10 protein-coding genes are annotated in these 12,888 nt (G+C 74.7%); 7 read left to right on the forward strand and 3 right to left on the reverse strand.

The features are described from left to right. Positions 1–111 precede the first annotated feature (111 nt). Entirely contained in the window at positions 112–1,245 is a 1,134-nt protein-coding gene (locus AB0G15_RS29265) for a M12 family metallopeptidase (RefSeq protein WP_362845928.1), read from the reverse strand. 88 nt (positions 1,246–1,333) lie between these two features. On the opposite strand from AB0G15_RS29265, the gene AB0G15_RS29270 reads away from it, so the two are divergent. Further along, on the forward strand, positions 1,334–3,502 hold the full coding sequence (locus tag AB0G15_RS29270) for a LuxR family transcriptional regulator (protein ID WP_362845930.1): 2,169 nt from the start codon (positions 1,334–1,336) through the stop codon (positions 3,500–3,502). Positions 3,503–3,734: 232 nt separating this feature from the next. Here the strand turns inward: AB0G15_RS29270 and AB0G15_RS29275 are convergent, their stop codons facing one another. After that, the gene (locus AB0G15_RS29275) at positions 3,735–6,380 is read right to left on the reverse strand and encodes a CHAT domain-containing protein (RefSeq protein ID WP_362845932.1); all 2,646 of its coding nucleotides are present in this window, start codon (positions 6,378–6,380) and stop codon (positions 3,735–3,737) included. Positions 6,381–6,563: 183 nt separating this feature from the next. Here AB0G15_RS29275 and AB0G15_RS29280 point away from each other — a divergent pair, with 183 nt between their 5' ends. From AB0G15_RS29280 to AB0G15_RS29295, 4 genes are all read left to right on the forward strand, one after another. Next, positions 6,564–8,036 (forward strand): S8/S53 family peptidase, encoded by a 1,473-nt coding sequence (locus AB0G15_RS29280; RefSeq protein ID WP_362845934.1) that lies wholly within the window; start codon positions 6,564–6,566, stop codon positions 8,034–8,036. Positions 8,037–8,102: 66 nt separating this feature from the next. Further along, entirely contained in the window at positions 8,103–8,681 is a 579-nt protein-coding gene (locus AB0G15_RS29285; protein ID WP_362845936.1) for a sigma-70 family RNA polymerase sigma factor, read from the forward strand. Continuing rightward, on the forward strand, positions 8,678–9,139 hold the full coding sequence (locus tag AB0G15_RS29290; RefSeq protein ID WP_362845938.1) for a hypothetical protein: 462 nt from the start codon (positions 8,678–8,680) through the stop codon (positions 9,137–9,139). Before AB0G15_RS29285 ends, AB0G15_RS29290 begins: the two co-directional genes overlap by 4 nt. A gap of 118 nt (positions 9,140–9,257) precedes the next feature. Next, positions 9,258–9,848: a hemerythrin domain-containing protein gene (locus AB0G15_RS29295; protein ID WP_362845940.1), complete on the forward strand. Its 591-nt coding sequence runs from the start codon at positions 9,258–9,260 to the stop codon at positions 9,846–9,848. Positions 9,849–9,996: 148 nt separating this feature from the next. Here AB0G15_RS29295 and AB0G15_RS29300 read toward each other — a convergent pair whose 3' ends face one another. Beyond that, complete coding sequence (locus AB0G15_RS29300; RefSeq protein WP_362845942.1) at positions 9,997–11,007, reverse strand: iron-containing redox enzyme family protein; 1,011 nt, start codon at positions 11,005–11,007, stop codon at positions 9,997–9,999. Here AB0G15_RS29300 and AB0G15_RS29305 point away from each other — a divergent pair. Continuing rightward, the gene (locus tag AB0G15_RS29305; RefSeq protein ID WP_362845944.1) at positions 10,991–11,401 is read left to right on the forward strand and encodes a hypothetical protein; all 411 of its coding nucleotides are present in this window, start codon (positions 10,991–10,993) and stop codon (positions 11,399–11,401) included. The genes AB0G15_RS29300 and AB0G15_RS29305 overlap by 17 nt on opposite strands. Before the next feature lie 276 nt (positions 11,402–11,677). Continuing rightward, on the forward strand, positions 11,678–12,733 hold the full coding sequence (locus AB0G15_RS29310; RefSeq protein ID WP_362845946.1) for a GAF domain-containing protein: 1,056 nt from the start codon (positions 11,678–11,680) through the stop codon (positions 12,731–12,733). Positions 12,734–12,888 lie beyond the last annotated feature (155 nt).

Genomic DNA, 12,888 nt, shown 5'->3' on the forward strand with positions numbered 1-12,888 from the left:
CCTCCGTGTCGCCACCTCGCCGGCCCGTCGCCGTCGCCGGCGCCGGCGCCGGCGCCGGCGACGGCGACGGCGATCCTGCACGACGCGTACGACGGTTCCGGCACCCGGCGCTCACCAGCACATGACGGCCGCCTGGCCGGGTCCCCAGCTGGAGTGGACACGCGCGCGCAGGACGTAGCGGCGGTCCCTGAGCAGGTGGACGCGGAGGGAGGCGTTGCGCGGGCACCCGCCGTCGTCGTCGCCCGCCAGATAGCGCGGTTCGCCGCCGACCTCCTCGAACAGCGCCAGCACCGTGTCGCACTCGCCGAAGACGGCGACGGTGTAGTCACGGGTGGCGCGAGGCGTGATCACGAAGTCGCGCTGCTCCCCCGCCCCGGTGCCGAGCGGGGCGGAACGGAACGGCCGCAGCTCGGGGAGCGGCCCGGCGCCCGGGGGCGGGTACCAGCGGCGGGCGAACGCGGCGTCGGGCCCGGAGACGGTGCCCGGCGGCACGATCCCCGCCCGGTGGCACGGGGGCTCCAGGATGAGCCCCGGGCCGAGCCGGTACCCCATGACGGACAGCGGATCCCATACGGGGCCGTTCACCTCGCTCTCGTCGAGCCTGCGGATGACGTTGTGGAACGTCCGCGACCTCGGCCAGAGATTCGGCGGTCCCGCGAAGTCCTCGTAGACGGCCTCCTCGTCCCAGAGGATGCCCGAGTACGGGTTCTGGTGCTCGTGGACCATGCCGATGACGTGGCCGATCTGGTGCAGCACGGTGCCCCGGCCGTGCGCCCCGGTGAGGTCCCAGCCGAAGTTCACCGTGCGGGAGGCGGTCCCGACGCGGAGCGCGTCGCGTCCCACGGCCGACCACGATCCGGCGTCCCGCCGGAACCCGATCCGCACCTCCGCCTCGGTACGGTCGGCGACCTCGGCGAACTCCAGCCCGATGCCGAGGTCCTTCCATTCCTGGAACCCCCGGCGCACGGCTTCGCGCTGCCCGCCGTCGCCGTGCTCGCCGTCATGCCGCCCGCCCAGGAAGCAGTAGTGCAGGACCGTGCCGTTCAGCCACGCCCGCCGCCCCGAGAGCAGGGCCGCGCGCCGCCTCCCCTCGAGCCCGTCCGGCGGCGCGCAGGCCGGGTACGGCGGGAGCGAGCAGTGCCGGACGCGTCCGCCGCCGCCCGCCCTCATCGACGCCCCCGCGGCGTGGCGGCCCCCGCCCGCGGGCGGGGTGGAGAGATCAAGGAAACCGTGTCCACATGCCACGAGACTGGGGACGGAATCCCGGGCGCGCATGAGTAGGGCCTACTCAATTCCACGTGTATCACGGGCGGGCGGCCCGGCTCATACCGCTGTGAGAAACCCACGGTCCCCCTGGCCGTTCACGGCCAGGACTGAGGAACTCGATCTCGTACGGCGAAACCTGACGGCCGGTCGCCGTGGCGTCGTCGTGACCGGCGCGGCGGGGAGCGGCAGGAGCCGCCTGGCCGCCGAGGCCGTACCCGTGCCCGAGGCCCTGCCCGAAGCCGTGACCGGGCCGGTGCACGCGCGGGTCACGGGAACGCCGGACGCCCTGGACACCCCGCTCGCCGCCTTCGCCCATCTCCTCTCCCGCTCCCCGCGCCGCGCCGGGCTTTCCACCGCCCGGGGTTCCGCGGGGCTCCCCGCCTCCCCGTCCCTCACGGGATCCTTCCCGCGCCCCGCGGGGCTTCTCTGCCCGCCGGACCCGGTCGAGGCTCTGGACGGGGTGCGCGTGCTCGTCGTGGACGACGCCCACCTCCTCGACGACTCCTCGGCCGCCCTCGTCCACCGCCTGGCGCTCAGGGGGCGTACCCGCCTGCTCGTCACGGTCAGGGAGGGTGTGTCCGTGCCGGAGGACGTCTCCAGGCTCTGGAGGGAGAACCTCCTGCCGCGCGTGACGCTGGCCCCCATGGCGGAGAGCGAGTGCGGCGAACTGCTGTCCCGGGCGGTGGGCGGCTACGTGGACACCCTCACCGTCCGGCGCCTGCACCGGGCGAGCCGCGGTGACCTCCGCCTCCTGCGCGAGCTGGTCGTCGCCGTCCACGCCGGAGGGGACCTGAGCAACGTGTCGGGCACCTGGACCTGGCGGGGTACCCCCCCGATGACGGCGCGCGTCAGGGAGCTGGTCGAGGACACGATCCGCGACGTCGACGGGGAGGAACGGGAGGCGCTGGAGCTCATCGCGTCCGGCAGGCCGCTGAGGCTCGTCATGTCCGGCGGGCCGCGGGAACCCACCACCGCGTCCGCGCCCCCGGTACCCACCGCGTCCGGCACGCCTCCGGCATCCACCGCGTCCGGCGCGCCCTCGGAACCCACCTCGTCCGGCACGCTCCCGGAGCTCCTCTCGCCCGGTGAGCCCCCGCTCCCGGGCGCGCCGGGCGCCGGGACGGCCTTCGGCGTCCTCGAACGCCTGCGGGCGAAAGGGCTGGTCACCGTGGACGACCGGCTGTCGGTGCGGCTCACCCACCCGCTGCACGGCCCGGTGCTCCGGGTCGCCGCGAGCCGCCCGGGGACGGGGGGCGCGTCCGGCTCGCCACCGCTCCCGCGGGCCTCGGCCGCGGCCACGGCACTGGCGGGCGAGTGCGAGGAGCTGGCCGCACGCGCGTACGCGGGACGGCTCTCGGGGATACCGCGCGGCACCGGCGAGCGGATGGCCGAGGACGACACCGGCTGGGACGAGCCCGCGATGCCGGAGTTCTGCGCGCTGCGCGCCCGGGTGGCCCGGCTTCGCGGGGAGACCCGTGAGGCCGTCGCCTGGAGCCGCGAGGGACTGCGCCGTTCCCCCCACCACCGCGCCTGCCTGGCCGAACTCGCGCACGCCTCCGCCTACCTCGGCGACCTGACGACGGCGCGGCAGGCCCTGTCGCGCGGTCCGGCCCCCGGCGGGGACGCGCGGGCGCGGACCTGGACGCTCGCCGCCGAGGGAGACCTCGGCGGGGCCCTGCGCTCCGCGCTGCGTGCCGCCGGAGACGACCCGCTCGAAGACGACCTGTTCGCCCTGCACGACGTGGTGCGGCTCGGGACCCCCGAGCTGGTCGTCGACCGGCTCGGGGAGCTGGCCGGCCGCGTGCGGGGAGACCTCGCCCCCCTGCTGGCGCGGCACGCCCGGGCGCTGGCCGGACGCGACGGTGAGGCCCTGGACAAGGTGGCGCGGGGTCTCGCCGGCCTCGGCCTGACGCTGCACGCGGCGGAGGCGTTCGCGCACGCGGCCCTCGTCCACGAGGACCGGCGCGCCTCGCAGGCCTCCAGGAACCGGGCCTCCGCGCTGGCGGGCGCCTGCCAGGGGGCGCGCAGTTCCGCCCTGGTCAACCTCGCGCTGCCCAGGCTGACCGCACGCCAGCGGCAGATCGTCAGCCTGGCCGCGGCGGGCCTGACCAACCGGCAGATCGCCGAGCAGCTCACCGTGTCGATCCGTACGGTGGCCAACCACCTGTGCGACGCCTACGCGCGGCTCGGCAGCAGCGACCGCGCCGGCCTGGGAAGGCTCTTCACCGTCGGCTAGCGCGGCTCGCCGTCGGCCGGCGCGGCGGGCCGGCCGGGCACGCCGGGCGGCCCGCCCGGCCGGCCGGACGCCGGGCGCCCCCGGCCAGAGGGCCAGGCCCCGGCCGGCCAGAGGATCAGGCCCCGGCCGGCCAGAGGGTCAGGCCCCAACCGGCCGGAAGCACCGGACGCCCCGGACCGGAGCCGTCAGGCCCCAACCGGCCGGAAGCACCGGAGGCCCCCGGCCGGAGCCGTCAGGCCCCGCCGATGGCGGAGAAGGACCAGCCGGTCGCCCGGTTGAGGGCGTCGCCGGGCATCGCCAGCCTGGCGTCGCGCAGGGCCTCGGCCATGCTCAGGCCGCGCCGCAGCCCCTCGTGCAGGGCGAGCATCAGCGGAACCACGGCCCGGTCGTCGACGGGCACCGAACTCGCCACGATCCCGGCCGTGCCCAGCGGCAGCAGCGCCGCGGCGAGGCCGAGCAGCTCGTTCGCGCCGACCGGCTGCAGCCTGCCGGAGTCGCAGCTGGACAGGACGATCCGGTACGGGGCGCTGTGCAGCCGTTCGACGTCGTGCACCGTGAGCGGGCCGTCGTCCATCCTCAGGGAGGAGAACATCGGGCTGTCGGAGCGGAAGGTGCCGTGCGCGGCGATGTGGGCGAGCCTGCTGCCGTCGAGCGCCGCGAGCACGGCCGGCGCGACCGCGGTGCCCGACCCCAGCACGGTCGCCTCCCCGTACCGCGCGGCCAGCAGCGGGATCTCGGCACCGCCCGTCGCCAGCCCCGGCCCCCTGACCAGCACGACCCGCTCCTTCGCCGGCGACGGCTCGATCCGCCGGGCGCGGAGCCAGGCGCTGGCGGACGGCGACACGCTCAGCACCCGCTCGCCCAGCGCCGGCAGCAGCGCCCAGGGAACCCCGTGCAGCCTGCCCGGCGGGACGACGACCACGGGACCGTCCCCGAGGTGGCGCACGGCGGGACCGAGCAGCGTCTCCTGGAGGCGGCGCCCGCCCGCTTCGAGGACGGGCAGCCTGCCCTCCGAGCCTCCGTACGCGATCCGCGCGAGGCCCGCGCGGGCGTGGTCGGCGTCGATCGCCGCGTCGGCCAGCCGTCCCGCGGCGAACCTGCGCACCCGGCCCCGGCCGCAGAGCAGGACGTGCAGCTCGCCGTCGACGGCGACGATCTCGATCAGCCACCCGTCGCCGAGCCCGTCGAGCAGGGGGCCCGCGTCGAAGCGGTGCCCGTCGAAGCCGCCCGCGCTGCGGGTGCGGAGCGTGCGGGCGCGGATCGCCTTCTCCAGCCGCCGCTGCTCGCGCTCCAGCGCGGGGACCGGCACGCCTCCCGGCCTCGCCGTGTCGACCCGGCTGCTGATCTCGCGGAAGGCCGTCACGTCGCGCAGCAGCTCGGGATCGTCCGGGGGCCGGGTCGGCGGGACCGCGAGCACGGTGGCCCGCCAGCGCTCGCTCCAGCCGAGGAACCGGCGCGGGCTCCCCCCGGCGAGGGTCGCCCGCTGCGCGAGCACGGCCAGCTCCGCCCCCTGCGCGCTGGCCCGCGCCCGCAGCTCCGACGCGCCCAGGGTCATCCTGTACTCGTCCAGCAGGTCGAGCCCCCGGCGGCAGGCGTCCAGCACGCCGCGCGTGCGTCCCGCCGCGGCCGCCCTGAGCGCCTGTGCCACCCAGCCGTCCACCCGGGCGAAGGCGGGCCCGCGTCCCCTGGTCCTGGCCGCGGCGGCCAGGTGCCGTTCCGCGTCGGCCTCCCAGCCGAGGGCGAGGGCGGTGCGGCCGGCCAGCAGCGAGGCCTGGACCGCCTCGGGGGAGCGCAGCTCCGCCAGCCGTACGGCGACCTCGGCGGCGTCGCGCACCGAGCGGCCGGAGACCTTTCCCGCCGCGAACCTGGCCTGGACCAGCACCAGCCGTGCGTGGGCCTGCCACCAGTCGCGGCGCTGGCTGGAGAACAGCCGGATGGCCGTGCTCGCGCGGGCGATCGCCGCGTGCGGCTCGCCCGCCGCGATCGCGGCCCGCGCGGCGATCAGGAGGAGCTCGGCGCTGCGGGTCGTCTGCCCTCCCATGCGGTTCAGCTGTTCCGTGGCGGCGTCGGCCTCCTCCAGCGCCTCGCGCGCCAGCCCGGCCGCCAGGAGCACCCCGCACCGCCGGATGTGCAGCACGAACATGGGCGTGCCGAGGGCCTCGTAGCGGCTCGCGGCCTCGTCGAAGAGACGCAGCGCCGCGGGGAGGTCGCCGGACCTGAACGCCGCCAGCCCGCGGCTCTCCACGGCGTCGGCCTTGTCGTGCTCCTGGTCGGTGGTGTCCCACAGCCGCTCGGCGGCGACGAAGTCGGCCTCGGCCCGCTCGACGGACCCCATGGCGAGGTGGACGGTCGCCCTGAGCGTGAGCGCACGCGCGGTCCAGATCGTGTCCTGGGCGCGGCGCAGGGTGGGGATGGCCCGCCGCAGGTCGTCGAGCGCCTCGCGGTGCCCGCCGAGGACCCACCAGGCGTAGCCGCGGCGGAACAGCACGCGGGCCCCGGTGACCCCGCTGCCCCTCTCGGCGGCCGTCTCCAGCGCCGCCATCCCCTGGCGGGTACGGCCCGCGTGGATGAGGGCGGCGCCCAGGGTAGCCAGCACGTCCGCCTCGCGGTTCGGGGAACCGGACCTGGCGGCGAGGGCGCGGGCCTGCCGGAGGTGGCCGATCGCCACCATGAGGTCGCCGAAGTCGCGATGCCAGATGCCGATCACCTGGTGGGCGACGGAGGCGTCGTGCGGGGAGGGGGCGCCCGGCACCCCCGGCACCCCCGACAACACGGCCCGCGCTCCGGCCAGCGCGTCCGCCGGGCGGGCGAACACCAGGGGCAGCAGGGAGAGCGGGTCTCCCGCGGGCGGCGGGATCCGCGAGCTTCCCCCGGTCACGGATCGATGTTAGACGTGGTGTGTTCAGGGCGTCCATGCCGCGGAGCCCTCCCAGGACGCCCCTGTCCGGCTCCGGACTCCCGTTCGCGCCCGGAAATCCGCTCGGGGGGTGTATCAACGAGGCAACCGGCGGCTCTTAACCCGTGGCGACGTCAGGACATCTCTGAGACGAGGACGGCGAATATGGCGAACGCGGCCAATACGGCGAATGCGGTACCGGACAGGTTCCAGGAACAGTTCGACCAGATCCAGGACGCCATGGGGGACGAGATCGTGCTCGCGGCGGGTTTCGAGGGTCCGGAGCGCATGTTCCTCTACGAGAAGGGCTACGTGCTCGCCCGCGCCGACGACGCCGACGAGGTCGCCTCGGTGGTCAGGGACGCGTTCGTCCGGGATCGCGGCGGCGACCAGGCCGACAACGTGCGGGTGGAGCGGGACGACAGCCCGGGTGGCGTGCTCAGGATCCGGGTCGGGGAACCGGACCGGAGCGAACGCTCCAGCGACCGGGACGTGTCGGACGCGCTGAGGGCCGTCGAGGGCCTGGAGCGTGACAACAGCCGTCGCATGGTGTCCAGGAACCACATCGTGTCCATCGCGGTGAACTGCTGCCCCGGCGACGAGCCGGTGCCGGTGCCCCGGGACAGGCCGCCCAACCCGGCGGTGGCCGAGTTCTCCGGCCGGGGGGAGGTTCCGGTGTCCGTCCTCGTGGTCGACACCGGGCTGGTGGAGAACTACAGGTCGCACCCGTGGATGCACCGCGTCGAGGGCGTGGGCAAGGAGGTCGAGCTCGACAGGGAGGGCGTCCTCAAGCAGTACGTCGGGCACGGCACCTTCATCGCCGGGCTGGTCAGCGCCGTCGCGCCCGGCACCGACGTCACGGTGCACGGGACGCTCGTCAACGCGGGCGCCATCAGCGAGAAGGTCCTGGGCGACAGGCTGCTCGGCGGGATGCTGCCCCAGGGGAGGTGGCCCGACATCATCAACCTGTCCGCGGGGACGCCGAGCACGTGCTCGGAAACGCTCCTGGGGCTCGAACGCTTCATGGACGCGCTGATGGACCACCCCGAGACGCTGCTCGTGGCGGCCGCGGGCAACAACGGCAACGACGTGAGGTTCTGGCCCGCGGCCTACGCCGACCACCCCGGCTACGCCGGTGCCGTCGTGTCGGTGGGGGCACTGAGGAAGGACGGCGCGGACCGCGCCTGCTTCAGCAACCACGGGCCGTGGGTGACGGCGTACGCGCCCGGTGAGCGCCTGGTGAGCGCCTTCACCGCGGTGGACTCCACCCCCGTGGTGTACGACTACCAGCACTCCACCTTCCCCCGGTGCCGGTACGGCCACCGGTACGACTGCACCTGCCAGTTCCCCGCGCACCGTGGCGAGCTCAGCGAGAGCACGAAGGCGTCGCCGGCCGCGGCCCCCGAGCGCGTCGTGTTCGACGGCCTGGCGGAGTGGAGCGGCACCTCCTTCTCCACGCCCCTGGTGGCGGGCATGATCGCCGACTACATGACGCGGAAGGGGACCGGTTCCCGGGAGGCCGCCAGAAGGCTTCTGGACGAGACCCCCGCCGGCATCCTGCAGAGCGTCCCCGTCCCGGCTCTCATCCCCGCCACCTGGACCCCGGCGAGCGTGCGAAGTGTTCCGGCCACGCGCTGAAAACCACTGCGGGCGGATCGGCCCTCCGGCGTACGATGACAGTCCCGAAAGCAAGGGGACCTCACCGTGGATCGAGACTCGATCGGCATCCTCTTCCGCGCCGCGGTGGACACCGACGACGCCGCGGCGTGGAAATCCCTGGTGGAAGGTCTCAGCCCCCTCGTGTGGTCCGTCGTGCGCGCTCACGGGCTGAGAGACGCGGACGCGCAGGAGGTCTACCAGACGACCTGGTTCCGGCTCGCGCAGAACCTCACGCGGATCCGCGAGCCGGACAGGGTCGGCGCGTGGCTGGCCAGCACGGCGCGCAACGAGTGCATCAAGGTGATCAGGGCCGCCCGGCGGGTCTCGCCGAGCGGCGACCCGGAGGTGTTCGACCGCGCCGCCGACGACCGCACTCCGGAACAGGCGGTGATCGACTCGGAGGACGCCGCGAGGGAGCGGGAGCGGGCGCGGGCGACCTGGCAGGCCTTCCAGGAGCTCGGTGAGAGCTGCCAGCGGTTGCTGCGCCTGCTCACGGCGTCACCGCCGTCCAGCTACCAGGAGGTGTCGGCGACGCTCGGCATCGCCGTCGGGAGCATCGGGCCGATCAGGCAGCGCTGCCTGCGCCGACTGCGCGTCCTCCTGGGCAGGAGGGGTTTCCAATGACTTCTGGGCAGGCGGGGCTTCCCATGGGCGACGACGAGCTGGAGGCGGAGCTGCGCCACGCCATCGAGCTGTTCGATCCCGTTCCCTCGCATCTCCTGCAGATCGCGGTCGAGGCGTACACGCTGCGCACGCTCGACGCGGAGCTGGCCGAGCTGGTCTTCGACTCGCTGAGCGGATCCTCACAGGTGCGGGGTGAGCGGCGGCCGCGCGTGCTGACCTTCCAGGGCGCGGGACTCACCGTCGACCTGGAGGTCACCGTGACCGCCACCGGCGGGCGGGTGGTGGGCCAGCTGATGCCCCCGCGCCACGTGGAGGTCGAGGTCCTCGGAAGCCGGCCGGTCACGCTGACGTCCGACGACCTGGGCAGGTTCATCTACGACGATGTTCCCGCCGGCCCGTTCAGCCTCCGCTGCCGTCTCGGGGACGCGACGGTCGTCACCGAGTGGATCACCGTCTGACGACGGCCCGCGCGGTGGGCGCGGCTTCCGGCGCGCGCCCGTCCGCGTCCCGCGACGGCCCCCGGGTTTCGGTGCCCAGGTGGGGGTAATCGACCTGGTAGACGACACAGGGGGACTCATGAGTGACCACCAGGCCGTGCCCGAGTTGATGGGCGAGAACGACGTCGTGGACCTGCTGGTGCGCCAGCACGCGATGATCAGGGATCTGTTCGACGAGGTCGAGGAATCCCCCGTGGGGGCACGGCGGACCGACGCCTTCGAGCGCCTCGTGCGGATGCTGGCGGTGCACGAGACCGCCGAGGAGGAGATCGTGCACCCCTACGCGCGTCTCAAGATCGAGGATGGGGAAGAGGTGGTCGGCGACCGCCTCGCGGAGGAGAGGGAGGCGAAGCAGCTGCTCGCCGACCTGGAGAAGCTGGGCACCGACCATCCCGACTTCTCCGGGCATCTCCAGGTGCTGCGGGCGGCGGTGCTGGCCCATGCCCAGGCCGAGGAGCGCTACGAGTTCGCCCGGTTGCGCGACCAGACGAGCGTGGCCGAGCGCCGGGCGATGGCGGCCGGGGTGAAGGCGGCCGAGGCGCTGGCCCCGACCCACCCGCACCCGGGCACGGAGTCGATGGTCATGAACCTGCTGTTCGGACCGCCTCTGGCGATCGTGGACCGGACGCGCGACGTGATCCGCCAGGCCATGCGGGGGCACGGCGGCTGAGGTACGACGTCCGCCCGCCGCTCTCGCCGGTGGTGGCCGGTCACGGGGCCCGGGGGTGAGACCGTGGCCCGGGGGCCGAGGTCGGTGGTGGCCTGTCACGGGGGTGAGGCCTGGTGGCCCGGGGGGGTCGAGGCGGGGGCGGGACCGGTCACGGCCTCGTCGCCGCGCCCGCCTCCCGCAGCGAGGAGGTGCCGCGGCGCCAGTGGCTCATGACGTGCTCGGCGAAGAGCCGGTCCAGGGTCAGGGCGCAGGCCGCGCCGTACAGGACGTCACCGGCCCGCGAGGGGTGCTGCGTCGCGAACCCGCCGCACATGTCGTCGGCGGCGATCTGCTCGTGGACGGCGTCGGCGCGCACGTGCTCGTCGTAGAAACGCCGCACCGCCTCGTCGCCGCCCAGCCTGCGCAGGCCCAGGGAGTAGCGGTGGTTGAGCGCCGAGGAGGTCATCTCGACCGCCGCCAGGTGGCCCAGCAGCGCTCCGAGGTGGCGCCGGTGCAAGCCGAACAGAGACATGGCGTTGGAGACGGCCAGCGTGATCGCCGGGACCCGGTCGAGGTGGGCGCCGTAGGAGTCGTCCATGTCCAGCCCGCGCATCGTGGCCCTGAACAGCTCCGAGCGCATCCGCTCGGCCCTCCCGCCGCCGTACGCGTCGGCCTGGATCTCCACCAGCGCGGCCTTGGGGCGGCCGCTCAGCCGGGGAATCGCCAGGGTGTGCGGGTCGGCCTCCTTGAGGTGGTGGATCGACCGGTGCGCGACGAACTCGCGGAACTGCTCCAGGTCGGCCTGCCTCTGGAGGAACCCCGCCAGGTCGGGCCCGTCGTCGGCGGCGGCCACCAGCTCGGCCAGGGCCTGGCGCGTCCGCTCGGTCCGCGAGCCCGGCGGGTACTGGACGGCCCGTGCCAGCCCCTCCTCGAACCGCGCCTCCAGGATCTCCCGCACCTCCAGCAGGGAGGGGTTCCACTCCCACCGGTCGTCCACACCGTCGAAGCCCTGGTAGTGCAGCTCGTAGCAGACGAAGAGGGCCAGCTGCACGTCCTCGTCCACGAGGACCGGGCCCGCGAAACGCGCCGGGAACGACAGGAGCGGGAGCGAGAGGAGACCGAAGCGGTGCGGCGGGCGTACCAGCCGTTCGAAGAGCAGGGAGGTGATCGGGCCCCGCACGGCGGGCAGCGCCGGAGCCCTGCCGGGAACCCGCGGATCCCGCGGGTTCGGCAGGTCCCGTTTCGAGCGCGACGAAGGCGACGGGGACGGCGAGGCGGGCTGGGACGGCGGGGACGGCGGGAACTTCGAGGGCGCCGGAGAACGTGACGGGCCGGAGGACCTCGGGAGCCTCGGCGTGCGCGCCCGGGTCGGGGCCTCCGGGAGCTCCGGGAGGTGCGACGGTCCGGAGGCCTCGGAGCGTCCCGGCGTGCGCGGCCGTAACGGAGACTCCGAGGGGGCCGGGAGGTTCGGGGACGCGGGAAGACCGGGAGCCGTCAGGGATCCGCTCGCGACCCCCGGGGGATCCTTCACCGTGGTGCCGTCGTCGTGGACGTCGGCGATACGCCGCCCGTAGTGAGCGGACGCGTCGAACCCGCGCGCCATGCGTCCCCCCGTTCGATGACCCCCAGACCGGTCCGATGCCCGCCCCCGAGCCCGCGAAACGCCCCCAAGATCGCTGCTTCCTTCCGATGAACTGCAGAAACAACGAAATATGCGGGTACTCCGGTTAGCCCGGGCCGCACTTCCGCCGTCCGGATCGGGGTGGTACCGCTCTCCTCGGGACGGGCCCGCGTTCGGCGGGGCGCGTGATCGATTCGGGATGTTTGGCATGACCGTTTACGGTCATGCCATGGAGAACCTCGACATCCCGCGGTTCCCGCCCGTCCCCCTACCGGAAGCGGTCCTGGTGTCTGCCTCTCCATCCGCGTCGGCGTCCGCCGACCCGTCCACCGTCGCGAGCGGCGGACCGCCCCCGGCCGTGCCCGTCCCCGGAGACGCGGCCGAGCGACCGGCTCCCGCGGGTGACACCGGAACCGAACGACCGGCCCACGGTGACGACACCGGCACCGCGCGAGCGGACCGCGCGGACGGCACCGGAACCGCACGCCCCGCTCACGGTGACGACGCCGAAACCGGGCGGCTGGCCGCGCTGCGGCGGTACGAGATCCTCGGCGCGTCCTCGGACGGAACCCTCGACCAGATCGCCAAACTGGCCGCGACCGTGTTCGACGCCCCCATCGCCACGGTCGGCGTCGTCGGCACCGACCGGGTGTGGTTCGCCGCCGCCCACGGGCTGGACGGGGTGGAACAGGTCGGCGTCGAGCCCGGCCTGTGCGCCTCGGCGGTGCTGGCGGACGGCCCGTACGTCGTGGAGGACGCGGCGGTCGACCCGCGTACCCGCGATCACCCGCTGGTCCGCGGGGAGCTGGGGCTGCGGTTCTACGCGGCCGCCCCGATCGTCACCGCCGAGGGACATCGGCTGGGCACCGTGAACGTCATCGACCGGCGCCCGAGGGAGGTCACCGCCACGCAGACGGCGGTGCTGACCGGGCTCGCCGCGCTGGTCGCCCGGCATCTGGACCTGCGCCTGGAGACCGTCCACGCCATACGCGCCGAGCGGCTGCTCCGCGAGGAGGCCGACGAGCGCGGCGCCGTGACCGCCGCGCTCGCCGAGCGGCTGCGCCAGGTCGCCGCCGAGGAACGCGAGACGGGCCACCCCGCGCTGTGCCAGCTCGGCGGCTCGGGACGGCAGTGCGGCGAACCCGCCGAGCTAAAGATCGCCGACGGCTGGGGCGACTCGGCGTGGGCCTGCACCGCGCACGCGGAGGAGGCCCTCTTCGTGGCCGCGGTGTTCATCGCCAACAAGGACCTTGGCGGCCTGAACGCCTATCTCGACCGCCCCTGACCCGCCCTGCGACGCTCCGGGGGCTCCCGGTGACGCTCCCGACCCGCCCTGCGACGCTTCCGGCGACCGGTGGCGCCACCCGGGCGACCTGACCACTCGGTGGCCGGGTCGTCCCGGGAGCGCGCTCGGGCGCGAGTCTTGAGACAACCACTCGT

Origin of the sequence: Streptosporangium sp. NPDC023825 (genome assembly GCF_040639575.1) — a bacterium.
GTDB lineage: Bacteria > Actinomycetota > Actinomycetes > Streptosporangiales > Streptosporangiaceae > Streptosporangium.

Excerpts from the sequence above, each read along its gene's own strand:
- AB0G15_RS29280 (WP_362845934.1), top strand. The coding sequence starts at position 6,564 with ATGGCGAACGCGGCCAATACGGCGAATGCGGTACCGGACAGGTTCCAG.
- AB0G15_RS29290 (WP_362845938.1), top strand. The coding sequence starts at position 8,678 with ATGACTTCTGGGCAGGCGGGGCTTCCCATGGGCGACGACGAGCTGGAG.
- AB0G15_RS29295 (WP_362845940.1), top strand. The coding sequence starts at position 9,258 with ATGAGTGACCACCAGGCCGTGCCCGAGTTGATGGGCGAGAACGACGTC.
- AB0G15_RS29310 (WP_362845946.1), top strand. The coding sequence starts at position 11,678 with ATGGAGAACCTCGACATCCCGCGGTTCCCGCCCGTCCCCCTACCGGAA.